Annotated in this window: 21 protein-coding genes; 14 read left to right on the top strand and 7 right to left on the bottom strand. The window is 46.9% G+C overall.

Annotation, left to right across the window (positions count from 1 at the left end; genetic code table 11):
- Window positions 1-21: 21 nt before the first annotated feature.
- Window positions 22-825, bottom strand: coding sequence for a phytanoyl-CoA dioxygenase family protein (locus OXH39_15370; GenBank protein MCY3551840.1), 804 nt, complete (start codon window positions 823-825; stop codon window positions 22-24).
- A 171-nt stretch (window positions 826-996) separates the two neighbouring features.
- Between OXH39_15370 and infA the strand changes: the two genes are divergently transcribed.
- The 6 genes from infA to OXH39_15340 all read left to right on the top strand — a co-directional run bounded on the left by infA (window position 997) and on the right by OXH39_15340 (window position 7,373).
- Window positions 997-1,278 carry a translation initiation factor IF-1 gene (infA, locus tag OXH39_15365; protein MCY3551839.1) on the top strand — a complete coding sequence of 94 codons (282 nt, stop codon included), beginning with the start codon at window positions 997-999 and terminating at the stop codon, window positions 1,276-1,278.
- Window positions 1,279-1,382: 104 nt separating this feature from the next.
- Window positions 1,383-2,372, top strand: coding sequence for a ribosome small subunit-dependent GTPase A (gene rsgA, locus OXH39_15360; protein ID MCY3551838.1), 990 nt, complete (start codon window positions 1,383-1,385; stop codon window positions 2,370-2,372).
- A complete protein-coding gene (locus tag OXH39_15355) occupies window positions 2,314-3,144 on the top strand; it encodes a GNAT family N-acetyltransferase (GenBank protein MCY3551837.1) in 831 nt (276 codons plus the stop codon). The genes rsgA and OXH39_15355 overlap by 59 nt, the downstream gene beginning before the upstream one ends.
- 411 nt (window positions 3,145-3,555) lie before the next feature.
- A complete protein-coding gene (locus tag OXH39_15350; GenBank protein ID MCY3551836.1) occupies window positions 3,556-5,424 on the top strand; it encodes a hypothetical protein in 1,869 nt (622 codons plus the stop codon).
- Between the two features lie 115 nt (window positions 5,425-5,539).
- On the top strand, window positions 5,540-6,358 hold the full coding sequence (locus OXH39_15345) for a hypothetical protein (GenBank protein ID MCY3551835.1): 819 nt from the start codon (window positions 5,540-5,542) through the stop codon (window positions 6,356-6,358).
- 640 nt (window positions 6,359-6,998) lie between these two features.
- Window positions 6,999-7,373, top strand: coding sequence for a LuxR C-terminal-related transcriptional regulator (locus OXH39_15340; GenBank protein ID MCY3551834.1), 375 nt, complete (start codon window positions 6,999-7,001; stop codon window positions 7,371-7,373).
- Between the two features lie 184 nt (window positions 7,374-7,557).
- Here the strand turns inward: OXH39_15340 and OXH39_15335 are convergent, their stop codons facing one another.
- Window positions 7,558-8,250 carry a response regulator gene (locus OXH39_15335; protein ID MCY3551833.1) on the bottom strand — a complete coding sequence of 231 codons (693 nt, stop codon included), beginning with the start codon at window positions 8,248-8,250 and terminating at the stop codon, window positions 7,558-7,560.
- Between the two features lie 542 nt (window positions 8,251-8,792).
- On the opposite strand from OXH39_15335, the gene OXH39_15330 reads away from it, so the two are divergent.
- Window positions 8,793-10,715, top strand: coding sequence for a M28 family metallopeptidase (locus OXH39_15330; protein MCY3551832.1), 1,923 nt, complete (start codon window positions 8,793-8,795; stop codon window positions 10,713-10,715).
- A 51-nt stretch (window positions 10,716-10,766) separates the two neighbouring features.
- On the opposite strand, the gene OXH39_15325 is transcribed toward OXH39_15330, so the two are convergent.
- The 4 genes from OXH39_15325 to OXH39_15310 form a co-directional block, all read right to left on the bottom strand.
- Window positions 10,767-11,810, bottom strand: a complete 1,044-nt coding sequence (locus tag OXH39_15325) for an ABC transporter ATP-binding protein (GenBank protein ID MCY3551831.1) — start codon at window positions 11,808-11,810, stop codon at window positions 10,767-10,769.
- Window positions 11,811-11,944: 134 nt separating this feature from the next.
- Entirely contained in the window at window positions 11,945-13,876 is a 1,932-nt protein-coding gene (locus OXH39_15320) for a hypothetical protein (protein MCY3551830.1), read from the bottom strand.
- Window positions 13,877-13,939: 63 nt separating this feature from the next.
- Window positions 13,940-15,490, bottom strand: coding sequence for a S41 family peptidase (locus OXH39_15315; GenBank protein MCY3551829.1), 1,551 nt, complete (start codon window positions 15,488-15,490; stop codon window positions 13,940-13,942).
- Between the two features lie 106 nt (window positions 15,491-15,596).
- The gene (locus OXH39_15310; GenBank protein MCY3551828.1) at window positions 15,597-16,574 is read right to left on the bottom strand and encodes a lysophospholipid acyltransferase family protein; all 978 of its coding nucleotides are present in this window, start codon (window positions 16,572-16,574) and stop codon (window positions 15,597-15,599) included.
- Window positions 16,575-16,814: 240 nt separating this feature from the next.
- On the opposite strand from OXH39_15310, the gene OXH39_15305 reads away from it, so the two are divergent.
- The 7 genes from OXH39_15305 (at window position 16,815) to OXH39_15275 (ending at window position 24,408) form a co-directional block, all read left to right on the top strand.
- Window positions 16,815-17,615 (top strand): LamG domain-containing protein, encoded by an 801-nt coding sequence (locus tag OXH39_15305; protein MCY3551827.1) that lies wholly within the window; start codon window positions 16,815-16,817, stop codon window positions 17,613-17,615.
- Between the two features lie 322 nt (window positions 17,616-17,937).
- Window positions 17,938-18,822, top strand: coding sequence for a hypothetical protein (locus tag OXH39_15300; GenBank protein ID MCY3551826.1), 885 nt, complete (start codon window positions 17,938-17,940; stop codon window positions 18,820-18,822).
- Window positions 18,823-18,867: 45 nt separating this feature from the next.
- A complete protein-coding gene (locus tag OXH39_15295) occupies window positions 18,868-19,980 on the top strand; it encodes a hypothetical protein (protein MCY3551825.1) in 1,113 nt (370 codons plus the stop codon).
- Window positions 19,981-19,982: 2 nt separating this feature from the next.
- Complete coding sequence (locus OXH39_15290; GenBank protein MCY3551824.1) at window positions 19,983-20,612, top strand: DUF4129 domain-containing protein; 630 nt, start codon at window positions 19,983-19,985, stop codon at window positions 20,610-20,612.
- A gap of 182 nt (window positions 20,613-20,794) precedes the next feature.
- Window positions 20,795-21,961, top strand: coding sequence for a hypothetical protein (locus OXH39_15285; protein ID MCY3551823.1), 1,167 nt, complete (start codon window positions 20,795-20,797; stop codon window positions 21,959-21,961).
- A 129-nt stretch (window positions 21,962-22,090) separates the two neighbouring features.
- Window positions 22,091-23,044, top strand: a complete 954-nt coding sequence (locus OXH39_15280) for a MoxR family ATPase (protein MCY3551822.1) — start codon at window positions 22,091-22,093, stop codon at window positions 23,042-23,044.
- 8 nt (window positions 23,045-23,052) lie between these two features.
- A complete protein-coding gene (locus OXH39_15275) occupies window positions 23,053-24,408 on the top strand; it encodes a DUF58 domain-containing protein (GenBank protein ID MCY3551821.1) in 1,356 nt (451 codons plus the stop codon).
- 248 nt (window positions 24,409-24,656) lie between these two features.
- Here the strand turns inward: OXH39_15275 and OXH39_15270 are convergent, their stop codons facing one another.
- On the bottom strand, window positions 24,657-25,616 hold the full coding sequence (locus OXH39_15270; GenBank protein MCY3551820.1) for a stage II sporulation protein M: 960 nt from the start codon (window positions 25,614-25,616) through the stop codon (window positions 24,657-24,659).
- Between the last annotated feature and the right edge of the window lie 208 nt (window positions 25,617-25,824).

Below are 25,824 nucleotides of genomic sequence, written 5' to 3'. Positions count from 1 at the left end.
TGTTCTCTGAAAAATTTAGGATCAATCGTAGGCACCAGGGCGGTGATTGCCCATTAAACGCTGTTGCCGTTCCGTTGCTTGCTCCAAAATTTCCTCATTGAACTGAAACCGGTTCAGATAGGGTGGGAATTTCTGCGTTATCATCCGCTGCGCGTAGTGCACTTGTAAGAGATAACGGGTCTGGTCACTACGGTTCGCTGTGCCGCGGTGCCAGACTTCGCTTCGGAAGAGCACCACATCACCGGCGTTGCAGAGAATACTCTTTTCTGATGCACCCTTCCATTCTGTCTCGCCGTCGGGTCGCCGTCCGGAAAGATGGCTACCCGGAACGAATTTTGTTGGACCGAGGTCTTCGTAGAGGTCATCCAAGTAGTAGTGCGCCGTTGAGATGAAAATTGGCACCTTAACACGTGGATCTTCGAGAAGATCCGCTGGCAGTGGGATCGGCAACCAATCTATGTGTAACCCTTGATCGGGACGACCAGGTCCCGTTACCCATGCCGTCATACCGATGACGTGGCAATCTTCGCCGTGCACTGCCTCTGCCAATTCAATAACTGGAGACAGATCAAGGTATTGTAAAAAAACGGTGTCGCGGTTGAAGGCGTTGTTGATGTGTTTGTTAAGGAAACCATTTCCATTCTCTGGCGTGCCGTGCCGATCAAAACTTTCAGGGAATGCTGTTAACCGATCCATCGCAGCACGAAGTTCCGTGAGTTGTTCGCCCTCGATAACCTTTGGTAGATAAGCATATCCGTCTTCCTCCATCGCCTTGACTTGGCTTTCAAGGTCAGGATAACTTACAAGAGGTAAGGCTTGGCTCATTCTTTTTTCTCCTTATTATATGTATAGCGAAGCGCAACATCTAATTTCCTATTTGTGCATTTTACAACTTTTGAGGCTTCATGTCAACTTTTTTCCGAACAATTCGTTAATAAAGTGCATCCAATATAGTGTATAAAGTAACAAACAATTACAAAAAGGAGAAAATAGAAAATGAGAAATGAAAATGTAACCCCGCAAACCGATGAATCTACTAATGCACGAGAAACTACTAAAGACGCAGCTATCCGTGTAATAGGGGTAGTTTTGGAATCCCTACCCGGTAATCTGTTTCATGTGAAGTTAGAAGAGAACGACCACAAAGTTGTGGCGTATCTCGCTGGCAAACTCATGCAACACAAAATCTGGGTGCTTCCCGGCGACCAAGTCACCCTCGAACTTTCGCCTTATGACCTGACGCGTGGACGGATTATCTGGCGAAATCCAGGGAATTAGGTAGGCACGGATACATGGAGACTTCCTTGATATCTACCTTAAGCCGCGGTGCACCCTGAACGCAGCGTATTCTACAACGCTCGCTTTCGCAGGTAAATCTAAATATGGAAGGCATTGTCATAAAAGCACGAGGTGGTACTTATGAGGTACAGGTTGGCAAACAGTGCTATACCTGTGCCTTACGGCACCACCTTATTGAAGATGAAAAGCGGCGACTCGCTGAGACCAAAGAGATGCCGTACGTCGATTTAGTCGCTGTTGGTGATCGGGTACGTATCTCTACCGCAGCGTCTACAGCGGACAGTGGATATATTGAGGAATGTCTCCCGCGTGAAACCCAGTTTGGACGTATCCGAATGGATGGTTGGCGACAGGTTATCGTCGCCAACCTTGATATGCTGCTCATCATTTTCGCTGCACGACACCCAACCCTCAAACTCCGAATGCTTGACAGATTTCTTGTTACCGCAGAGGCTTCTGGCGTGGAACCCGTTATCTGTATTAACAAACTCGATTTGGCAAAATTCGAGAATGTACAACGCGAACTCAATTTATATGAAGAATTAAGTTATAAAGTGGTTTATACTAGTACTGTAACCGGAGTTGGTATTGAAGAATTGCGGGAGGTGATGAAAGACAGAATTTCAGCGATTGTAGGTTCATCGGGGGTCGGGAAGTCCTCTCTGCTCAATGCCTTACAGCCTGGACTCCAATTGCGCATAGGTGAAGTAGACGAGCGCATCCACAAAGGGCGACATACGACAACGGAAGTCATGCTCCTACCACTTGAATTCGGTGGGTTCGTCGCAGATACACCCGGCATCCGTACCCTTGGCTTGCTTGAAATTGATGATGAACAAGGATTAGATATTCATTTTCCGGAGATGCGTTCTTATATCCCGGAGTGTAAATTCGCAGCGTGTACGCATCAGCACGAGCCATCGTGCGCCGTCAAACGTGCAGTTGAAACCGGCGACATTAATCCACTCCGATATGAAAGCTACCTTCGGATCTCTGGATTCACGGAGGGGAGATATGAACGAAACTCAGATAAGAAGAGAACGGAGCGAAACACGCGACGACGCAGACGCTAACCCGCAAAAGTGGGCGGATGCTATTCAGAACTTACTACGCATTATTGAAAGAAGTGAACGGAAACTGGGGTACTTCCAAAACCGTGTGAAGCAAGCGAAATTCATGGATCAACCGAATCAACGCATGGTTCGCGCCGCGGGTGCACAAATCGGTGCACACTCAGCACAATTGGAAGGATTGCGGAGTCAATTGTATCAGTTGGAACGTCTTCACGGCGGTGGCATTTTCCTCCGACAGATCGCTAAAAATGAACTGCGCCGAATTTGGGGATGGATAAACCGACCGGGCATCAGGAATCTTCTCTATACATCACAGGTCTCTTTTGAAACCTTTGTTTCAGATTGGCACCGTTGGGTAGCAGACGAGCAGATGCACGCCCTCGCTATTGAAGTTCATAACACACGCCTTCTCATTGGATTTATCCTTCTCCGAGCCGATACGAACACCGTTACCCTCGAATTCGTCATCATTCGACCCGATTATCGTGCTCGCGGATACGGCACTGATGCACTCCATGAAGCCGTCCGCTACGCCTTTGAGGAGCTGGAGGCTGAACACATTACCCTACAAGTATCCCCGGACAACGGACCCGCACTCATCTGTTTTGAGAATGCTGGGTTTCAATACCTCAGTTACACCGACACCGGAGAGCAGGCTTATATGATGGGTATTGAACATGCCGAATGGAAAGGCGAGAAGTCGATAGATGAACAGACCGTAGCCCCACGGCTCAGTACACCGCTCAAAGCGTTTTTCGAGACCGAGGAATAATTTTTTTTATCACAACAACTGGATATGTATAGGCGCGTTGCCTAACGTGTCGCGCCCTTTAGAAGAGGACAGAGAATTGATACTTCTCTGTCCTCTATTTTTTAAACGGATGTCTCCGTGATTCAATTTCGGGTAATTCTACACAACCTGCAAAGTGCATCCAAAAGTGTGTAAATAACGTAAGAGGAAACCCTTTATTGCATATCTGCATAAATCCTAAAGAAAAACGCCAGTTTGAAAAAAGTCCGAGAAGTCAAGACAAACGCACATTCAACAAAAAAGTCGCGATTTTTACGGAGTTAACCCCCTAAATCCCCCTTATCAGGGGGACTTTAAGAGGAAATGCGTCTGTCCTAAGTATTTATCAAACTCACGTCAAAGAAAACGATATAGGACTAAGGAATTATTGGTATGAGAACAGCGCGATTTTTTAGTTTTGTTCTAATTACTATTCTTTTTTCGCCAAACGGTTTCGCACAAGATTACACCCGATGGCATCTTCCCGAAGGGGCTATCGCTCGCTTTGAGAAAGGTGGAATCGGTGATTTCGCGTTCCTTCCGGATGGAGACCGGATCGCTATTCAGAGTGCAATCGGTCTATGGATATATGATGTACACACAGGTGAAGAGCTGGATCTATTCACAGACTTGGGGACAAAACTGAGGTGGAACCTCATGGTTCTCAGTCCCGATGGCAGGACGCTTGCTGCTGCAACTGATAGTGAAGTCGTCTTATGGGATTTACAAACTAACAAACTCAATAAAGTACTTGTGGGACATGAGGACAGAGTCTATTCGTTGGCGTTCAGTCCGACTGGAGAGATACTCGCTGGTGGAAGTCGGGACACCACAGTTCGGCTATGGGATGTTAACACCGGTGAACTTCTAAAAGCCTTTTGGGGACACACAGATAGTATCCGCTGGGTCGCGTATTCAAATGATGGAAAGGCGTTAGCATGCGTTGGTTGGAAGGACAGTACGATTCGTATTTCGGATGTGAATACTGGAGAACTGCTGACAACTATCGCTGATCATGAAAGTAGTATCTATAGGATCGTGTATGCTCCTGATAGTCAGACGCTTGCAAGTGGAGGAGGGGATGCCAAGATTCGTATTTGGGATGTTCACACCGGAAAACTCCTGAAAACCTTTAGTGGGCATACGGATCCTGTCAATTCCATGATCTATTCAAGAGATGGATTAACATTTATCAGTGGAAGCAGGGATAAGACAATCCGTATGTGGGATGTTCGCACCGGTGAGACCCTAAAAATCCTTAAGGGGCATACACGCGACGTTGATTCTGTAATGTATTCACCGAATGGAGAAACCGTTGTGAGTAGTGGATACGACGGGACGCTGCGATTTTGGAATATTGGCACTGGAGAACTCTTGAAAACCTTTACTGTACATAGGTTTGGAGCGAGGTCATTGGCTTTTTCACCGGATGGCGAAACACTTGCAATTAGTAGAGGCAACAACACAATTGTACTACGAGATGTCCAGAGTGGGCAAATCGTGAAAACTCTCACTGGACATACAGATGAAGTTCTTTCAGTGACTTATTCTCCAGATGGTCGGACATTGGCGAGTGGGAATCGGGACGGTAAAATCCGTATTTGGGATGTTCATACCGAGGAACTCCTCAAAACCATCACTGCCCATACGAAAGGGGCGCGTTCTATCGTCTATACACCCGATGGTAAGTCCCTTGTGAGTGGAAGTTGGGATAATACAATCGGTTTGTGGTATGTCCACACCGGGCATCTCCTGCAAACGATCACTGGGAATATAACAGACTCCGATTCAGGCATCGGAGTCAGAGCTATTGCGCTCAATCCTGATGGACGAACGCTTGCCGTGGCGACTGACGAAGAGGTGATTCGGTTGTGGGATATGCCCACGGGTAAAATCAAAGCAACCTTGCACGCGGATAGCGTTAATGCCGTCGTATTTTCTCCAGATGGCACGATGCTCGCGAGTGGTGGTAGCGATCCCTGTTTGTGGGATGTGCACACTGGGAACTTGCTACATAATATCGTAAAAGCAAGGGGCGTTGTCTATGGTATCGCCTTCAGTCCCGATGGCCAAATAGTTGCAAGCGCGAGTTGGCAGACAATCGAATTGTGGAATACTGTCACTGCCGAGCATATAGGGACTTTCACTGGGTACCCGGGTTGGATTGAAGCTGTCGCGTTCAGTCCTGATGGGCAAACGCTTGCCAGCGGGAATAACGGGACAGTTATTCTGTGGGATATGAACCAGATTCCGACACAATAACATCTTGAGAAAGGACAACAATACTTTTCAGGCAAAAGTGCTGTTGCGTAATTAGCAAACTGCATCCGAGAATACATTTAAGTAAATTACTTTTATTTTTCATGGAGGAAAGTTCATGCAACAACTAAGACAACCGTCTCTTTTTAACCTTTCTCTATTTGGTGAGGAATTTTTCAGAGATGCAATCCAATATCACGCCTATGAATACTGGACTCACTTCCAAAATCGACTGGTGGCAATTTATGTCGGCGGCAGTGTTCACAGAAATGAAGCCGTCCCCGGCGTTTCTGATCTTGACCTATATCCATTTATTATCGACGAATTCAATGACGCGGATAAGGAATGGTTCAACCAAGCAGAACAGCGCGTTGAATCGAGATACCCCTCCGCGAATGGCTTCTGTCCGCCGCGTTCTGCCACTGAGAGACTTGATGGATTACAATCCCCAGTTGATGAAATTGCATACGTGAGGTCGTTGGCTTGGGTGCATCGTCTCCGCTACGATACGACGCTTGTTTTGGGTGATGATCTGATTGGAGGACTTGGTGTACCCGACATGGATAAAGGTCAGGCACGGGATTATTTTCAATCCGTATTGGATCTTGTCCGATATGCTGCTGGGTTGGAAACGGAAAATAAGACCGATTTTCGCTTGCCGAAAGTGCTGCCTCATCGCCTTCGCAAACTCGCTCGGTTAGCCGTCCTGGGTGGAGCCTATCTTCTCATTGGGGACGGTGAATCGTATTCATTCAAAGGGACAGACATATTTCCCCTATTAAATTCGCGTTTTCCACATTGGCGCGTTTTCTTGAATGACACGGAGAGGTTATACATCTTTCCTGATCCATCTGCAACGGATAGCAAAATTTCTGCATATTTATCTCAACTTGTTCCTTGGGTAGATTGGGTCGGGGAGCAACTCCGTGCGGCATGAAACAGAGTCAATGCAGAGAATTGAACGGGATAATTGTAGCAGTTCAATGTTCTTTTAAATTCGTTTTTCGACCCCGAAAAATATTTTTTTCATTTTTTTTCGCAAAAACATGCAAAAGTGCATCCGAAAATGTGTTTAAGTGAATCATTGTCATTTTTTATGGCGATGGTATCCTATTGCCGCTGTATTGTGGCAAGCGAAAAAAAGGAGGTATTTATTATGTTAGCAAACCAGAGGAGGTGTGACACTTAGTGTTACGCCCTTGCGGTGTGACACTTAGTGTCGCACTCTTTGGAAAGGGACGGAGGGTTTAAACCCCTCTGTCCCCTATTTTACAAAGTATGCTACTTCTGCGGTAGAACGCGGACTTTATTAACCATCGCGTGCTGAACCGAATTTTTATCGCATATTTTTGTGTCTTTTGTTATACTATCATGTGCGGTTTGCAAAAAGTCATTGACATCCTTGCACCGTTCCCAATTATAAAACAATAAGGAGGATAAGGAGGTAGCCATTATGTTACGTATAAGCCACGCCACACTTCAGTATTTAGTTTATGGCGATGGCGCCTCTGCCCTTTATCGATAATTTGATTAAGGCATAGGCGCAGTCGCCTCACATTTGAGGGAGTTGCTTATCTATGCCCAAATTTAATCCCGATTTTTGGGAGATCCCGGTGCCACCGGAGTATTTTGATCAGCTCACAACCGAGGACTATTTCTGGTATCAAGCACCTGATGACGAATATGCGGAGGCGCGCCGTGCCAAACGGCAGGTAGTTCTGAAGCAAATTCGTTGGATTATCGCGCAGGAACTAACTAAACGTCAAGCGGAGTGTATCCAACTCTACTTCTATAAAGGTAAAACGCAGGAGGAGATTGGAAACATTCTCGGTATTTCTCGCCGTGTTGTAAGCCAACACCTTTTTGGTGTTACGCGAGGTGGGAAGCAGATAGGCGGCGCGATTAACAAAATCCGAAAGGTGTGTCGAAAACTCGGGATAGAGTTTCCGTAGGTCTGGAGTGAGATCTGTATATCAACCCTACAAGTGCAATTCAACGCGGGAGGAAACCTTGAGGGTTCCCTCTCGCTTGGAAGCACTTCATCAGTGCTCAGCCATCAGCAGTTAGCAGTCAGTGAACGTCAGGATTTGAAGATCCTTCCTACAAGAGGATCGAATGCCTCAGGTATAGCTGTTCTCAATTACTTTCCTTAAACCGATACCCAACCCCGTGCACAGTCTCAATATGCTTACCCAATTCCCCAAGTTTGCGTCGAAGTCGGCTAACGTGTGTATCCACCGTTCGGTCGATGCCGTAATACTCCTGTCCCCAAATTACATCCATCAGAACATCGCGGGTGAAAACGCGTCCCGGTGAACGCGCAAATAAGGTGATAAGTTTAAACTCTGTTGCTGTGAGGTCGATTGGACCGTTGTCAGTCAATACCTGGTGTTTATCGAGATCGATTGTTAACCCGTGTGTTTCGATTTGCTTTGTATCTTCTGTCTGTTTGCCGACCTGAATACGGCGTAAAACGGCGGACACCCGAAGTACGACTTCCCTTGGACTAAAGGGTTTTGTGATGTAATCATCTGCACCAAGTTCCAATCCAGCAACCCGATCTCGTTCTTCTGCTTTCGCTGTTACCATCACGATCGGAATATTTTTTGTCCTCGGATCATTCTTTAATAAGCGACAGACAATGAGACCATCCACCTCTGGCAGCATCAAGTCTAACAAAATAAGGTCCGGTGGTTTTTCGACAGCACTATGGAGAGCATCAACACCGTTCCGGACGTAATCTGTGTCAAAGCCTGCTTTTTGTAAGTTATATCGTAATAAATCTACGATATCACGTTCGTCTTCAACAATTAGAATCTTTGCATCCATTTAGGTTTCCCCTGCAGTCGATTTTCAGAGGCACTCAGTTCTCCTGTAGTGTCAATTTCAGGATAGAGCCGCCCCACTGTAGCGATACCCCAGATGATATAAAAGAGGATATAAATCAGAAACCGAAAACTAAATCATACCGATCAATTTCGACTACAATTCTATTTTAACAGATAAGGCAACATCGTGTCAATTTTTAGAGACATTTCCTTAATAGCAAACTGTCGATTTTCTATTTTATGACAAAAAATGGTAGAAAATCGCGTGAATAAAAAATATAGTGAAAACGCGTGTGAGGTGTGGTATGATATTCAGAAAATAAAAGGGGGTAATGACTTATCACAACGCTAAAAAATATATTCTATCTGCCAAGGCATACGTGGAGACCGAATTTCTGTCTTATCTGCATACTTGCCGTATTTGTGCTTTCTTCGCATAATGTCTTTGGTATGCGTGGGTTCACAGCAGAAAGTGCTGCCTCACAAAAGCAGTATGAAATCCGTTTTAAGGAACTGGTATCGGCGGAAAGGTGCCGGCATAAATTGCGTTTCCTGGCCGAGGAGCCTCATCTCGCTGGTACAGAGAATAGCCGCAAGATAGCGGAATACCTGCGTACAGAATTTGGAAACTACGGTTTGCAGGTTCAGATGTACGAATATCATGTATATCTTCCGCATCCCCTTGAGGTGCATGTAGAACTTGTTTCACCTACCCAACATCTCGCTGTCGGCAAGGAATCCAGTTGGGAATGGGACAAAGATTCTTATGAAACTGAGATTGTACCCGGATACAATGCCTATTCACCCGATGGAGATGTAACCGCCCAACTCATCTATGTCAACAAGGGATTGCCCGAGGACTACCAAATTCTCGCGAAACAAGGCATCTCAGTAGAAGGCAAAATCTGTATCGCTCGATATGGGGGCAGCTATCGTGGTGTGAAAGCAAAAGTGGCTGGTGATAACGGTGCTGTTGGTTTAATCCTGTACTCAGATCCAGCAGACGATGGATACATGCGTGGCGATGTCTATCCTCGCGGTCCGTGGCGTTCAGATGATGCGATACAGCGCGGCACCGTGAAGTATATCTTTCAACACGCCAGTGACCCGCTGACACCCGGTTGGGCAGCGACTAAAGATGCCCAAAGACTCTCAATTGACGAAGCTACAGACCTCCCCAAGATTCCTGTCGTTCCGATCGCCTATAGGGATGCCGAACCGTTTTTGAGGGCACTCGCGGGACCCAATGTTCCATCACAGTGGCAGGGCGGCTTACCTTTCGCATATCATATCGGACCGGGACCTGCGAAGGTTCGCATCAAGGTGCGTTGTGAACACAGCATCCGTCCAATCTATAACGTCATTGCGACTTTGGAAGGAACGGAATATCCGGATCAATGGGTAATCTTAGGCAACCACCACGACGCATGGGTGTATGGCGCAGCAGACCCCGGCAGTGGCACGACCTCGCTTTTAGAGGTCGCACAATGTTTGGGTGAACTCTCCAAAACAGGCGTGCGTCCAAAACGGAGTATTGTTTTTGCCTCGTGGGATGCTGAAGAATTCGGCATCCTCGGTTCAACCGAGTGGGTTGAGGACTTAAAAGCAACCCTCCAGCAGAAAGCCATTGCCTATCTCAATGTAGACATCGCCGCGACCGGTGGGCGGTTTTATGTGAGTGCGATTCCATCACTACGAGAGTTAATACGAGAAGTAACGCAGAACGTTATTGATCCAGGAACACTAAAGACGGTTTACGAGAGTTGGAAAACATCTCAGAGTAAGGAGATTCCACAAGTTGGCAACCTTGGAAGTGGTTCAGACCATTCGCCGTTTGTTGGGCATGCTGGTATCCCTGCCGTTAGCATGGGATTCGGTGGTCCCTACGGGGTCTACCATGCCATGCAGGATAACTTCTACTGGATGGAGCATTTCGGCGATCCGACGTTTCAGTATCAGGCGGCGATGGCACAGATTTGGGGCACCCTCGCGCTGCAGCTTGCCAACGCCGATATTCTGCCCTTCGACTATGAGACCTACGCGACAGACCTGATGACCCCTTTAAAGTTGTTGCAGAATTCTGGATCAAAAAACAAAATTGCCAAAGACATTGCGAAGTTAGACAGTTTACTCACGGAGTGGCAGCAGGTGGCAGGGTCGTTGAATCAGGAACTCGCACGTTACCTCGCTTCTGACGATCTATCCCAGATTGCGGAGATAAACCAACGATTGTACCGATTAGAGCGAAATTTGACGGATCAGACGGGCTTGCCGTTACGTCCTTGGTTTAAGCATCTTATCTATGCACCGGGACTCAACACAGGCTACGCGGCGATTGTTTTTCCCGGGGTTCTTGATGCATTAGAGAATAGTGATGATGCCACAGTCCATGCAGAAATCGACCGACTGGTTGAAGCATTCACACGAATGATCCAAGGGATTAATGAAATTCGAGGTATGTTATAATTCGGAAAATATCGCAGTTAGAAACCGCCCTATAGGTCTTGCTCGGTGCACTTATGTGTTTTCAGGCATGACTGCCACTGCCGAAGCTGCTTCCAACAGCACAGTGTCGCCAATCTGAAACGGACAACGGTAGTCGGTCTGAACGAAATAGTGCTTTCCGTCTACCTTGACCCGATAAGTGAAATCGTGCCCTTTAAATTCCTGCCCCACGATACGACCACTTTTTGCGGGGCTGTTTTGAGAATCGGGTGCTATCATCTTCAAGCATTCAGGTCGGATAGAGAGAAGCACGTCCGCTGTGTCAGCACTATCTACTTTTACGCGTCCGAATGGCGTTTCTGCCATCCCGTCTTTGACGTGCGCTTGAACGAAATTCGTCTGTCCTAAAAAGTCTGCGACATAAGCCGTTTTCGGCTGGCGGTATACCGCTTCAGGTGTCCCGATCTGTTCAAGCGTGCCTTCTTTCATCACTCCCAACCGCTCAGCGAAACTCAACGCTTCTTCCTGCGCGTGCGTGACGAGAATCGCGCTAATCCCTTCCGCTTTCAGAAGTGATCGGACCTCTTCACGCGTCGCCTGTCGCAATCCCGGATCAAGACTTGAGAAAGGTTCATCTAAGAGGAGAAGTTTGGGACGCGCGATGATCGCGCGCGCCAGTGCCACCCGCTGCTGCTCGCCACCAGAGAGATGGTGCGGTAGACGCGAATGTAAATCCGTCAAACCGACCATATCCAGCACCTCAAATGCCCTTTCTTGTCGCGTCTTTTTCGACACCTTTCGGAGACCAAAACCGACATTCTCAAGCACATTTTTGTGTGGAAAAAGGGCATAGTCCTGAAACACAAACCCTATGCCGCGTGATTCAGGGGGGACGTGGGTCTCACTGTTCGCAAATGTTTTTCCTGACATCGAGATTGTTCCAGCATCTGCAATTTCAAACCCCGCTATGATACGCAAGGTTGTTGTTTTCCCGCAACCGCTGGGTCCCAAAAGCGCGAAAATTTCCCCCAGATAAACAGAGAAACTCACGTCCTGCACAACCGGGGTAGCGGCAAATTGCTTTGTAATAGATTTGACAGTGAGCAATGGTGTCATTCTCGAATCTCCAGCGGATACACAATATAAACGAACAATCTCAGTAATTCCATAATTATAGTCATTATTCTGTTAGGATTGGTAGGTGAGGTTTCCTAACCTCGCTACTGATTGCTGACTGCTGATAGCCAACACTAAAGTGTATGCCCCGCACCGGACGAAGGCATATAGAGATTCAAAGCAAAACTGATGAGACTCAAGATACTTCGCGGGATGTAGTCCCCTAAGACCAATCCCAGGAAGAAAGGGATCGCCTTACGATACATCTGCCAACCCCAAAAACGGAGAATTAAGAACTTAATCAACCAACTTACCATCACAGGAAACCAGAAATAGATGAGCCCACCCCACGACGCGCCTGAAAGCACATAGCCTGATGGGTGTAGCGTCCACCACAGCAGACGTGTCCGCAAAAAATTGAGAAGGAACACGAACGCGAACCCACCAGACATAAAAACGACCGCGCTGATATCCGGTTCTTTGGGGTGCTGCAACCAACTCTGAAGTGGGTTGAAACTCTCCCATCCAAATCGTCCCACAACGCCTTGACATCGCGCCAGAACACCGTAATGATACGCGACTTGCAAATAGGTCCAGAATGTCGCTAACGCACCAACTGCAATGGCAAGTGCCATTCCCAGCAGCAAGGTTTTTCCGGGCATCCCTGAGCGTTCACCGATCCGGAGTGATTCAATCTGGTTCGGCATCGGGTGCGAACGGTTGCAACGATTAAAGGCGTAGAGGAACGTCATTACAGTGAGGTTTGCACCCCCCAATTGTCGCGTCCCGAACATGCTGACCATCATTTGCCGTGGGTTAATACCGATGACTTCGTGATAGGGTGGACCGAGTTCGGCACGCACGCGTCCTATTGCTATGGCGAATGCGATAAACAGCGCATAAAATACACTAATTGCCCATAACGACATACCCGCCGCATAGCAGAATCCGAAGACAAGTCCTACACTCAGTACTGTTAGCACGGCTACCGTCCGGTAAGAGAGGGGTTCGTTGCTATCATCACCCCACTCGCGCCCAATCACATGTCGGAAGAAACGAGCGAAGTGCCGCCGACTCATCCAAAGCGTCAGCACGGCGATGCCTACCCAAGCACCCGATGCGCGATCGTTAAGATGCAGGACACTGATATTTGTAATACCGACTGCACTCGCAATCACACGTTCCGCACGCGTGAGCCAAAAGAAGAACCATGTCGAGAACGCAAGGTCGAGCGGCATAAAATAGGTCAGTCCAACAACCGCAAGATTAAAGGACATTGAAGCGTAACCGATCGCATTCCAAGGTCGCTCCGTGAAGTGCCGGTCAAGCCGATAGTTGGGCGGCAGCGCCGGGACAACGGGAAAAATGTCGTGCAATCCAGCCATCACACGGAGCAATGCAGCGAATCCGAATCCGAACCAGAGCGCGCGGGAACGAAAGAAACTCCGATTGGTTGTCATTTGCAATGGCAATTGCGTTAGCGGGAAACTCAGTTTTTCGCGTTCCATCCACTGCTTGCGGAGTAGCAGCCCTAAACAGAGTAATGAACCGTAGAGTAAGAAGATGAATCCAGACCAGAGAAGTGCCGGTCTAATCCAAATCCGGAGATGTTCTGCCCAGTAGAGACTGGATTCACCTTCATAATAACCCGCTAACCATTCAAACTCGTGGACCGTAAGCCATGACGGGATGTGGTGCAGAAAAAGTTGCGCCCATTCGTTTTCAGGGCTTGCAAACCAGAAAGGGTGTGCAAGCGTTCCCATAAGGATCGCCATCATCGCATGTCCGGAAATAGTGGACACCATCGTCACCATAATGTAGACGAGCAGCAATTCTGCGGGGGTAAAGGCGATACGCGGTGATAACTTGCGGAGTAAAACGTTGAGTGCGAGAAGCACAACCAGCGTGAAAACGGCGTTGGAAAACGGTGAAACCAGTGTGTAGACCGCATACCACAGTTCACTCGCTATTCCGACCCAATAGGCATTGACAACCACCAAGATTAATCCGACAATTACTGCTTTTTTGGTGATTACATCGGGTGGATTCTCGGTTCTGGAATTCATATTTTGTATTTGGGAAAGCGCGGCGACGAGTGAAAACGAAACTGCCTATGTTTCTGAGAGTGCCTATTCTTCAGTTGTCGTCTCATGTTCCGGAGGCATATTCGCTTGTGTCGTTGAGGGGGGTTCCGCTGCTGCATCCGGTGTTGGGTTAAGATACTTCTCAACTTCATTTGCTTCAATGATGCGGATTGCCTCCTTCAATTGTTGGTCATAAGCTAAATTCACGACCTGATCAATACCGACATAGAGATTAAAGTACTGCTCTGCGCGCTGTCTGAGCCATCGTAAACTGAGGGTGATATTTTCTTCCGCTTCAAGTGTTTGCTGCAATTTTGGAAGATCTCTTTCGAGCAGAGAGAAATCTTTTGGCATTTCACCTGGTTTCTGGTGCGCGTCGTCGATCCATTTTGAGACGAAATTTTCGACGGAATCGGTTGAATCGAGTTTTCTGAGCATTATATGTTCTATTTCATCAGGTTCTTCACGCTCAATGGAGACTTGTGGTGTAATCCCTACCTCGTTAATTGAAGTGCCATTTGGTGTATAATAGGTTGAGATCGTGAGCGACATTGAGCTGCCATCTGATAGTTCGTAGCGTTTTTGGACAACTCCTTTGCCGTAAGTTTTCTGTCCGACGAGTATCCCGCGACGCGTATCCTTAATCGCACCCGCTACGATTTCGGAAGCACTCGCGCTATATTCATTGACGAGGACAATGAGTGGAATATCCAGTGGACACAAGATATTGGAGGTCGCTGGATATTCCTCATTAAATTTGCTGTTTGTTTCGCTTTTTGTTGACACGATGAGACCTTTGTCAATAAAGGCATCCGCAATGTGATATGCAGCGTTCAGAAGTCCACCTTGATTGCCTCGTAGATCTAAAATGAGGGCTTTCATGCCCCCGGCTTTGTGCGCTGTGAGCGCATTTTTAAACTCTTCTTCTGTCCTGTCCTTGTTTCCGATGAACCCTGAAATCTGAATATACCCGATATTCCCGTCAAGCATTGTCGACTTCACACTCCTGATGGGAACGATGGCACGCGTTAGTGTTACTTCAAAGGGTTCAAGAAATTTGCGTTGCACTGTGATCGTTACATCGGTACCGGTTTTTCCTCTCAGTAAATCGATCACGCTGGCACGCGTCATACCTGTTTTTTCGCTCAGATGGATCCGCTTACCATTGACTTTGGTAATGTAATCCCCCGCTTGGAGATTCGCGAGGGCAGCGGGTGTATTCGGAATCGGTTTAGAAATCTTAATGAACCCACGATGGTCGTCATAGATTTGAACACCAAGTCCTCCAAATTCCGCGTTATAGAGATTTTCGACAGCACGCTGATGCTCACGCTTCAAGATATAGTACGTGTAGTCATCTTCAAGGGATGCCAATGCCCCTTTGATCGCACCACGATACATCTTGTTGGGATCTTCTATCGGCTTGTAATAATTCTCTGTCGAAATTTGAATCGCTTTTCTCAGCGCGTTGTTTAGCAACTCGCGTGTCACGCGTTCATCGCCACTCATCACATCTCTTTCATTTGGCGTAATGAGCAGAAATGGAATGCCGATAGCAATCACTAAAACGATGAAGGACAAAGTGTATCTTTTCATGAGAATTTCCCTTTGTAATCTAAAATTTATTTTAACGTAAACTTTGTCAACATTTTTGGGATCCGTTCTATTTTAACATGAATTCAGACTTGATGCAATACAATTTTTATCTCGAAGGTTGTGTTTTCCAACGATTGTGAAGCCATAGCCACTGTTCAGGGTATTTATGGATATATGTTTCCAATTGTGCCAACATCTGTGTTGTGTAAATTTCAACATCTTGTTCAAGATTATCGGAGGCTTCGACGTGAATCGGAGATGAAATATAGACCCGGTGCCGATCATCTGGTTGACGGACACTGAGGGAGAAGAGAAGCGGTGCCCCGGTCTTGCGTGCTAAGACAGCGGGACCGCGGGCTGCTGAAGCCGGTTTCCCTAAAAAATTGACGAATACACCTTCTGGACCGGCATTCTGATCAGCGAAAAATCCGACTGCTTGATTGTTTTTAAGCGCACTCAGCGTTTCTCGGATCGCACGCTTCCGAGGAATCAGTTTTAGACTCATCTGCTCGCGATGCCGCCAAATGTAAGCATTAAGCAAAGCGTTTTTTATCGGGAAAGCAATAGCTTTCGCCCGATCCGGAATTAGCGCACCGTATACAAGCGAAAGCAGCTCCCAATTCCCGAAATGTGGCAAGAAGACGATCGCGCCTTTACCTTCCGCCAAGGCGGCATGGAGATTTTCTGCGCCGTCTACAGAGACCTCGTTCCAGATGTTTTCGGCGTTTAATTTGGGAAATCGAAGGAATTCAATGCAGGTCTTACCGACGTTGATAAAGCTCGCCTTGCAGATTTCTGTACGCTTTGATGTTGTGAGGTGGCTACCGAACGCGATTTTCAGATTGCCCAAAGCGATGTCCCGCCGTTTTTTGACGAGATGATAAAACAAGATACCAATACCTTTCCCCAATTGCATCGCCCACTTTTTCGGAAGGCGACGGCACCACCATCCGAAAATAGAGACTATTCTATATACGCATCTATCCTTCCATCGAACACGCGCAGTGGGCATCGCTATTTCTCCTTCATCATATATCCTATCATAGATAGAGTATACCACACCTGTCTGTGCAAAGCAACGCATTCGTCTTTACGTTTGGGTTTACACCGACTCACGTTTAACTGCCTTTCACATGCAGGCAACATGGCAAACCAGATACATTCAACAACCGCGAAAAACTGAGGACAAATGCAGAAATTTTTCTTGACTATTTTCCTAAATCTGTTATCATTATTGTAATTATTGTAAAGTCCGAAAATATGTAGACAAGTTATTCAACGAAAGAAATCCAACCTCGCCTACTGCATAAGGAGGAGTAGACAGATGAAAATCAGATTGGTATGGATAGGTATAGTCGTTCTGTTTACTATAGGTATACTAACGACTTCAAGTTATGCGCTGTTAGACCCTGAAACCGTCGTAGGAATATGGAAATTTGATGAGGGGAAGGGGGATACTGCAAAAGATTCCTCTGAAAACGGGAACGACGGGACACTCACGAATAAACCTAAGTGGGTGGACGGCAAATTTGGTAAGGCTCTGGAGTTTGATGGTACATCTTTTGTGGATATGGGGAATGACAAATCACTTCAGTTCCACGGAGATGTAACAATTGTTTATTGGGTTAGACCTGAAAGTGTAGGTGCGGGTCGCCAAAACACAGTTTGCAAATCTTATGGCGGTGAAGGCTGCTTGACACAGGAACCAGATGGGCGGTTGAGTTTTTATTGGGGTGATTGTGGCGGAAATTGTCAGCCTTATGTAGAGGTTACAAGACCGTCTCCTGGGACTTTCGTAGATGATGAGTGGATTCACGTCGCTGAGACGAGAAATGTCTCAAAACGCGAGTATAAGATGTACAAAGACGGTGAAGTCACCGCCGAAGCTAAATGGCTGAAATGTGGTGCTCACCCCTGTGGAGACTCCAGTCCGAGCGATCTCAGTTTGTTCATCGGCTCCGGTTACGCTGGTAAATATAGAGGTATCATTGACGAAGTGGGTATTTTTAGTGTGGTTCTGAGTGAGGATGAGATTCAGAGTATTATGGATGATGGATTGGAAAAGGCTTTCGTCGTTTCCCCCAACGACAAACTCACCACCACATGGGCATACATAAAGCAATAACGGATCTACACATATAAGGCAAGAACACACCGTTCTTGCCTTTTTTATTTAACGTGAGTTCGATAATAAAACGCAAACGTAATGTAGGTTGGGTTGAGCGGTAAAGACCAAGAATCCACCAATTTATATGGCAAATTTCGATTTACGAGAACCTTATTTCTATAATAGATTTAGCGAAACCCAACGAAACAACTTTGATTTGCGTATCCGAAAAGAGGGTTTGATATTGAGATGCAGGTACATAGTTCGTAAATTTGATGTAAAGCACAAAATGTGGTAAGATAGGTTGTAATAATAACTACCCTCACACCTTGGAGAGAACATGCAAGAACACAACGAATTGGCACAGACAGATGACAGTCAAACCGATACAACACGACTGCAGCCGATGAATTTCACGGACATTCTGGACGGGATATTTACTGTCTATCGGAACCACTACCGCTTATTGTTAGAGATTGCAGCCGTTTATCTCGTTTTAGGATTTGCAGTAGATTTGATCTCTGCCTATTTTATCATAGGAGCGACACCGAGTACGATTTTCGTTATAGCAGGGTTCAGTTTAATGGCGACTTCTGTAATTTCTTTGTTGGTGACTGCGGGGTTAATGTACGCGAGCGCGCAAGTCTACTTAACAAGAGAGATGACCTCAGGAGCTGCTTTTCAACAGGCACTCCGACGCTTCTGGTCCTATCTCGGCAGCGGTGTCCTTTATCTTTTAGCTGTGGGAGGCTTGTGTATTACGGTTATTGGTATTCCTTTCGGCATCTATTTTGGAGTTCGGTGGAGTCTCTATAGTTTACCTGTCCTGCTTGAGGAGAGCAAAGCGTGGAATGCGTTGGGGCGCAGTACGGAATTGGTTAAAGGCAGTTGGTGGCGGGTTCTGGGAATTTTGATAGCAATTTATCTCATCTCCGGGATGATAACAATCATTCTTTACATTTCTACTGAGTTTATCCTCACATTGACAGGAATTATCGCAACTGAGCAAGCTGAAGGGGTTACTGGTCTACTGGATACGCTCCGCCGTTTGTTCGCGCCAACCCCAACCGAGGCTGGGTGGGTTACTTACGCTGTTCAGCGTTTCGTTGGGCTACTCATTGCCACTCTCACAATGCCGATTGCACTCATCGGTACCACCCTGCTCTACTTCGATCTGCGGATTCGGAAAGAGGCTTTTGATATTGAGGTGCAGGTAACAGAGTAGAAAGTCGCTTCCACGCTTTTCAAGCCCAGTGGCAAGGAAATCAGAATGCTTGACGGTCAACGCACCAGACTTGCTGGAACAATTGTTACGCTCTATCGCAATCACGGTGGTCTGTTCTGGCGTATCATGATGCCGGTTTCGATCATCGCAATTATATTGGATATTGCGCTGTTTTTCTTTACTATCTCACGATTTGAGCAGGATATGAATGATTCCGGCAACAGACCTGTCGGCACAGTTACCGCTAATGTTAACACAATCAGCGGGATTCATCCGACGATTACGGGTGTTGGCGCGGATACAAGGTCGTCAGGTGTGAGTTGGCAATTCTATCTGATACCCTCTTTCCATTCAACCGACGATAAAGGGATTACATGGAGATGGGAACTCAATTTCCGAAGTTTTGAATACAGTCTCCTAATCCTTCTACTGCTAACTTTCTGTCCGCTGTCCCTTGCTGTTGCCCGCATATCGCGTGACGCACAGGCTACCGATATTGGACAACAGGATCCGACTTCTTTAACTGCTCGTGAAATGTGGCGACAGACTGGACGCAAGGCATTCATGGTTTTCGCCGCCCTTTTGATCTTTATCTTACTTATAGATGTGGTTGCTAATCTCTACGGCTTGGTTTTATTGTTGATGCCTTCGCTGGGTCGTATATTACCCTTTGAGTTAACGTCCTTTTTGATTACGGTTTCCAATGTTTCCTATATTTATTTTCTCGTGACGTTGAGCCTCTACAATCCGTGTCTCATCCTTGAGAATAATTCCATCATCGGTATTTTTCGTCGGAGTCATGCGTTGGTCAGCGGGGCAAGATTACGTTTTTTCGGGATTTATCTTTTAACAGGTTGGATCGCTTCTGTCATTACCTCTGTGCTGCTCGGTATCGTCTTGTTGGTGTTTTCTGTGTTTATTCCAGATCTCACACAAGTTCGTGAGGCGTTACCACCTCTCAAGTTCTTGAGCCTCTTCATTGGTGGTGATGTTGAGATCGTGCTGCCGCAATTATTGAGTGTTCCCACCACGGTGGCGATCCTGGTTGTCAAAGGTCTGATTGCTACCTTTTTAGTCCCGATATGGGCGATTTTAACGACACGGCTCTACCTTGAAAGGGTAGATGTGCAAACGGATGCTGTAAAAGGGATGGCATAACCGTGAAAAAAAGAGTTTGTCTTTGCGTTATAGTGTGCCTTATCGGTTTTTCCGCGCTCTTTGCAATGGAGGCTGAAGAACAGGCGTTTCGCGAAGAATTAGATACGCGCCGCGGAGAAACGGAGGTTTCTTACGAAGAGTACCGGAAGGTTTTATTGAAACTTCTCGAACCCAGAAGCGACTGGGAGACTGATCTCAGGTTTATTCTGTTTCCTCTTGGAGCCATCGCACTGGGGATTGTGGTCCTCTTTTTCATCCGCCAAATCCGGGCAAATCTGATTACTGAGGCATTCGACAGCTTGTCAGACACCGGATTGGAGCATGTAGAAACAGAGAGAGCTGCCCTTGCCCGCGCGGAGACAGCAGAGGCAGCAAGCGACTTTCGCGGTGCGCTCCGATTCCTCTATCTCTCCGCTATTTTGCACCTCCAAGAACGAGGGAGCCTCCCTTATGATAGGAGTCTAACAAATCGCGAATATCTCCATCAAGCGCAAACAGACATCGACCTATACACCGCACTCGGACCTGCGATTACTATTTTTGATGAAGTCTGGTACGGACACAAACCATGCGATGCAGAGACGGTCGCGAATTATCGAGACCTCTTACAAAAAGTCTATGTGAGAAACTGAATTAAGAGCACCCTCGCAGCCAAAGTCAAAATGCACGCACGCCGCTGGCGAGGATTGTATCCTCGCCCTTGCATTGGTGTATAGATAATTACGGGATTTACTATAATCACCCAAGTTACTACTAACAAGTTTTGCACATTTCAGAAAGGGTTTCGTCTCTTTCCCCACCCCAGAGGGATGATATGTCTATAGAAACCCGCACAGCCAAAATGCGAATTGTCCAAATATCTATTTTCAGTCTCATCTTGATTGCTTATGCCGGTTCCCAGTTATCGGCTGATTCATATTTATCTAATAGAGAGGTGCTTTCCCGTATCTTAAGCAATTTAAGGTTCAGCGTTAGAGAAATATCAGTGCTATATCCGGCACGACTGGATAGATATGATGTTTTATTCCTGAATGACATCGACGAAACACCGACTGAAACGGAGGTCCAGGATATAAAAAACTTTGTCAATGCTGGAGGCACATTAATTGTAGCTGGTAAAGATCAGGCACTGCATCAACTCTACGCAGCGTTCGGCTTAGAACTCCAAAAACTAACGAAAAGGTTGGAATTCTCATATCGAACTCCAGATGAACCGCTTTTTCCACAGCATCCGGTTGATGAGATTCGAGTGGGTACGGATTTTGCTATTAAAACTTCTGAACGCGAAGTCGCGACGCTCTACGGAACAGAGGATAACGCCGTGGTTGTAACGCTGCGCGATGGAAAAGGACGCGCCTTTTTTATTGTTTCCGACTCTATGTTTCGTAAGAGAGGGCTGCGGCATGTTGGGAATGCTATGTTTCTTTACAACTTAACTTCAACGTTTCCACGCAATGCACGGATCGGGCTTGCTGTGTGGAAATACTACACGCGTGAATCAAAGCCACAAAATCCATTTGCGACACTCTTATTTAGAACACCGGGCGGTTTAGGCGCCCTCTATATTTGTCTTACTCTCTTCGTTTTTCTGATATTGAGAGGACGGCGGTTCGGCAAACCTTTGGATGTACAGGAGAGGATTAGACGCTTGAGTTCCGAATACGTCCACGCGATGACGGATTTGTATCAAAAGGGTAACACACACATGGAGATTTTGAGACATATTCGCGAACAATTTAGGTATGATCTCGGTATGCGTTGGCGTGTCAGTCCTACTTTAAGTACAGATGCCTTTTTGGAAGAATTAACCCAACGCGGTGCTATTGATGATGACGAGCAGCTTGCGGAACTCGTGATGGACTTGGAAGCCTCCAACGATATATCGGAAGCACAGTTGCTTGACCTTGCGCAACGCGTTGAGGCGCATCGTGAAAGCGCAAAGATCGGCAGAACAAAATTGGCTGGACATCAGAACTTCTAAATTTGATAGGACTTACGCAGCATCCTTTGCTGGCGAGGTTTGAAACCTCGCCAGCGGCGTGCGGACAAATTTGATAGGACTTACGCACTCCCTATTCAACCTCGCTCCAGCGAAAAGGCACATTGATATATGACGAATCTCGTTCAAACAGTTTATGAAAAAATGAAACAAGAAGCACAAAAGGTTATTGTCGGGCAGACTGAGCTTTTTGAACTTGTTGTTGTCAGTCTATTTTCAGGTGGACATGTGCTGTTAGAAGGGGTCCCCGGCACCGCGAAAACCCTTATTGCGAAAACGTTAGCGATGGTAGTCTCTGGACAATTTAGCCGTGTGCAGTTTACCCCCGACCTCATGCCGTCGGATATCGTTGGCACGAGTGTCTACGACTTAACAACAAATCAATTTAATCTGAAGCGGGGCCCCGTTTTCACGAATGTGCTGCTCGCTGATGAAATCAACCGCTCACCTGCCAAGACGCAATCCGCACTTTTGGAGTGTATGGAGGAGCGGCAGGTAAGTATTGACGGTATTCGCCATGAATTGCCCCCACCGTTTATGGTATTGGCAACACAGAATCCTATCGAATATGAAGGCACGTATCCGCTCCCCGAGGCACAACTCGACCGGTTTCTGTTCAAATTGCGAGTGAATTATCCCATCCCAGAGGTGGAAACCCAGATTTTAATGAACTATCACCAGGGGTTTAACGCCACCCGCTTGGAGACAGTCGGTATTGAAAGCATCGTTGATGGCGCGTCGCTGGAAGAATGTCAGGCGGAAATTCAGAAGGTCACCGTAGAAGATTCAATCTTCAATTATATTGTCGGTTTAGCCGAGGCATCCCGGAATTCAAATGAGTTAGTTTTGGGCGGTAGTCCACGTGCGTCAATCGCGCTGTTGTTAGCGAGCAAAACCTACGCGGCACTGCAAGGACGAGACTATATTCTACCCGACGACGTTAAGTTCTTGGCACCGCATGTCTATCGCCATCGCATTCTGCTGAAACCGGATGCCGAGATCGAGGGACTAACCCCAGATGATATAATTGATCGACTCCTCGCGGAGGCAGAAATTCCGCGTTAGGTCTAAAGATGCATTTAAGCAATCGTCTCCTCATCTTCCTGATTCCTGTCGCTATTCCGATTGTGCTTTACAACGTTTCACCTTACCTATTGATTGTCGGTGGCGCGTATGTGGTGCTGCTGTTCATCGTGGGGGCAATAGATTACATAACAAACCCCGTGTCTAAGAACGTTGAGATTCGCCGTGAGATGAATTCAAAGTTTTCATTGGGTGTAGAAAACGTCGTCACACTGAAGATTATTAACCGGTCGCGCTATCGACTTAAACTACGTCTCAAAGACGATTTTCCCAACGAGTTCCTGTTTGAGAAAGTCCTCCACGATTGCTATGTTTCGCCGATGGACGAGATAGATATATCGTATCGTCTCACGCCGTTACGGCGAAGCATCTATCAATTCGTCGATATTCATCTGCAGTGTTGGGGTGTTTTGGGACTTGTCATTCGGCGGCATCGCGTACCTGCAGCGACCGAAGTAAAGGTTTATCCGAATCTACAAGCCGTACGGCAATATGAACTCTTAGTGAAACGCGGGATGCTCCACCAGATCGGGCTTAAAACTTCTCGGCAGTTCGGAGAAGGCACAGAGATGGAGCGGTTGCGTGAGTATTCACCCGACGATGATTTCCGGCGGATTGATTGGAACGCGACTGCCCGTCAGCGCAAACCGATTGTCAGGGAATTTGAGGCGGAGCGGAGCCAAGATGTCGTGATTATGCTGGATACAGGTAGGCTCATGGCATCACCGATCCTTTTAGAAAACTCCGTACCCTCTACCACGGGGTCGATGTCGCAAAAGGCGATGCTCAAATTGGATTACGCCATCAATACAACTTTGATGACGGCTTACGTTTCAACACTCAAAGGAGATAAGGTGGGATTGATCGCTTTCGCGGATACTGTCCATCAGTATCTTGCCCCGAAGCCGGGCAAAAAGCAGTTTCTTACGATGCTGGAAACGATCTATGCGTTACCGGTTCATACCGTTGAAGCGGACTTTGAAACGGCGTTCAAATACCTCGCGTCAAAACAGCGAAAACGTGCCCTCATTATCCTTTTCACCGATATTCTGGACAAGGATTCTGCCGAGGGTGTCGCCGCCTATGTCGCACAACTCTCCAGACATCACCTTGTCGCTTGCGTAACCTTGACGGATTCCGGCATCGTCGAATTGGCGGAGCAGGCACCTGCGGATTCCAAATCAATGTATCAGAAAGCCATTGCCGAGCGTCTATTGCATGAGAAACATGCGACGTTAGAGATCCTGCGCCGTCAAGGGGTCATCACAATTGATGTACCTGCGCATCAGTTGACGATGGCAGTGGTAAATAAATACTTGGAACTTAAAGCGAAGTCTCGGATTTGAATGCCCTTGTTTGTAGAGATGAGGACTTCATTGTAGGTTGGGTTGAACGGAACTTTAAAAAGCAGGCATATTGAATGTAGAACCTTCAAACTTTCAGGAAACTTCAGGTCATAGAAAAACGAGTGAAACCCAACACTGTAGGTTGGGTTGAACGGAACTTCAAAAAGTAGGCATATTGCGTGTAGAATCTTCAAACTTTCAGGAAACTTCAAGTCACAAAGAAACGAGTGAACCCAACGCTTTTTCTGTCAAGGTGCGGATGTATTAGCATCAGGGGCTTTCATTGCAAAGAGGTAGATAAACAGTAAAACCCCCGTTGCAGCACCAAATCCGATTTTGAAAACGCGTGGTAAACTGGAAGGCGACACAAAACCCTCAATAATCCCAGCAACAACGAGCAGCGCGACGCATCCAGCAAGCAAACGGATAGCCGTTTTCGCAGCATCCGTCAAAGCACGCTTCCGCGTAAATAGCGACGGTGCGATGAGTGAATATCCCAGTTTCAACCCGGCACCACCAGCAATAAAAATCGTTGTCAATTCAATATAGCCGTGCGGTGACACAAACGACCAGAGCGACAGCGCAGCTCCGTGAAGGTGACACAATCCGGCAATCGCACCGATGAGAACACCGTTGAGGACTAAGATATAAACAGTGCCTATCATAAATGTGATGCCCCACGCAAAGGCATAGAAAGCGACCCGAATGTTATTCGTCATGACAAAGGAGGCAAATAGATTTCGATTTTCCGCTGATGTATCGTTCCACGCGCCTCCTTCTAACTCTTTAATGTGAGATAGGTAGCGGTTAGGAATGAGTTTTTCTGCGAGTTCAGGTGTTGCCAGAGCGATCCAATAGGCTCCAACGAACGCGAGGACAAACATCAGAAACGATGCTCCAATGAAACTAAGGTTCTCTCGGAATAGTGTAGGGAAACCGAAGTGGAAGAAACTCCAAAAGGTACCGCGCTTGAAAGGAGAGGTTTGGTAGACCTTAGAGTGCGCACGTGATGCAAGCGCGTTCAGATACGGGACACACTGATCTTGTGGGAAATCACGACGTGCGACCGCTAAATCGGACGTAACGCGCCGGTATAGATACCCAAGCCGGTCAAGTTCTCTCGCACTCGCGCCGCGTGAATGGTTTAGAAGTACTTCAAGTTCGTCCCACGTTTTCTGCTTTTTAGCGATGAATTCTGTAGATAACATTATTGTAGGCTTTATTGAAATTGCGTTATAATTGAGATGAACAAATCACCTATAACATGTAAGACTTACGCATTTTCTCTTAAAGTCCCCCTGATAAGGGGGATTTAGGGGGTTAAATACAATGAAATCATGTCTTTTCAGGAAAATATATCCAGACTCTGTTCAATTTGCGTAAGTCCTAACATAATTAGACAACATTTTGCATCAA

The organism is Candidatus Poribacteria bacterium, from assembly GCA_026702755.1.
Lineage (GTDB): Bacteria > Poribacteria > WGA-4E > WGA-4E > WGA-3G > WGA-3G.
Note: the sequence above shows the minus strand (reverse complement) of the source record. Positions and strands in the feature narration are given on the sequence as shown.

Excerpts from the sequence above, each read along its gene's own strand:
- OXH39_15370 (MCY3551840.1), bottom strand. The coding sequence starts at position 825 with ATGAGCCAAGCCTTACCTCTTGTAAGTTATCCTGACCTTGAAAGCCAA.
- infA (MCY3551839.1), top strand. The coding sequence starts at position 997 with ATGAGAAATGAAAATGTAACCCCGCAAACCGATGAATCTACTAATGCA.
- rsgA (MCY3551838.1), top strand. The coding sequence starts at position 1,383 with ATGGAAGGCATTGTCATAAAAGCACGAGGTGGTACTTATGAGGTACAG.
- OXH39_15355 (MCY3551837.1), top strand. The coding sequence starts at position 2,314 with ATGAACGAAACTCAGATAAGAAGAGAACGGAGCGAAACACGCGACGAC.
- OXH39_15350 (MCY3551836.1), top strand. The coding sequence starts at position 3,556 with ATGAGAACAGCGCGATTTTTTAGTTTTGTTCTAATTACTATTCTTTTT.
- OXH39_15345 (MCY3551835.1), top strand. The coding sequence starts at position 5,540 with ATGCAACAACTAAGACAACCGTCTCTTTTTAACCTTTCTCTATTTGGT.
- OXH39_15340 (MCY3551834.1), top strand. The coding sequence starts at position 6,999 with ATGCCCAAATTTAATCCCGATTTTTGGGAGATCCCGGTGCCACCGGAG.
- OXH39_15335 (MCY3551833.1), bottom strand. The coding sequence starts at position 8,250 with ATGGATGCAAAGATTCTAATTGTTGAAGACGAACGTGATATCGTAGAT.
- OXH39_15325 (MCY3551831.1), bottom strand. The coding sequence starts at position 11,810 with ATGACACCATTGCTCACTGTCAAATCTATTACAAAGCAATTTGCCGCT.
- OXH39_15320 (MCY3551830.1), bottom strand. The coding sequence starts at position 13,876 with ATGAATTCCAGAACCGAGAATCCACCCGATGTAATCACCAAAAAAGCA.
- OXH39_15315 (MCY3551829.1), bottom strand. The coding sequence starts at position 15,490 with ATGAAAAGATACACTTTGTCCTTCATCGTTTTAGTGATTGCTATCGGC.
- OXH39_15310 (MCY3551828.1), bottom strand. The coding sequence starts at position 16,574 with ATGCGTTGCTTTGCACAGACAGGTGTGGTATACTCTATCTATGATAGG.
- OXH39_15305 (MCY3551827.1), top strand. The coding sequence starts at position 16,815 with ATGAAAATCAGATTGGTATGGATAGGTATAGTCGTTCTGTTTACTATA.
- OXH39_15300 (MCY3551826.1), top strand. The coding sequence starts at position 17,938 with ATGCAAGAACACAACGAATTGGCACAGACAGATGACAGTCAAACCGAT.
- OXH39_15295 (MCY3551825.1), top strand. The coding sequence starts at position 18,868 with ATGCTTGACGGTCAACGCACCAGACTTGCTGGAACAATTGTTACGCTC.
- OXH39_15285 (MCY3551823.1), top strand. The coding sequence starts at position 20,795 with ATGTCTATAGAAACCCGCACAGCCAAAATGCGAATTGTCCAAATATCT.
- OXH39_15280 (MCY3551822.1), top strand. The coding sequence starts at position 22,091 with ATGACGAATCTCGTTCAAACAGTTTATGAAAAAATGAAACAAGAAGCA.
- OXH39_15275 (MCY3551821.1), top strand. The coding sequence starts at position 23,053 with ATGCATTTAAGCAATCGTCTCCTCATCTTCCTGATTCCTGTCGCTATT.
- OXH39_15270 (MCY3551820.1), bottom strand. The coding sequence starts at position 25,616 with ATGTTATCTACAGAATTCATCGCTAAAAAGCAGAAAACGTGGGACGAA.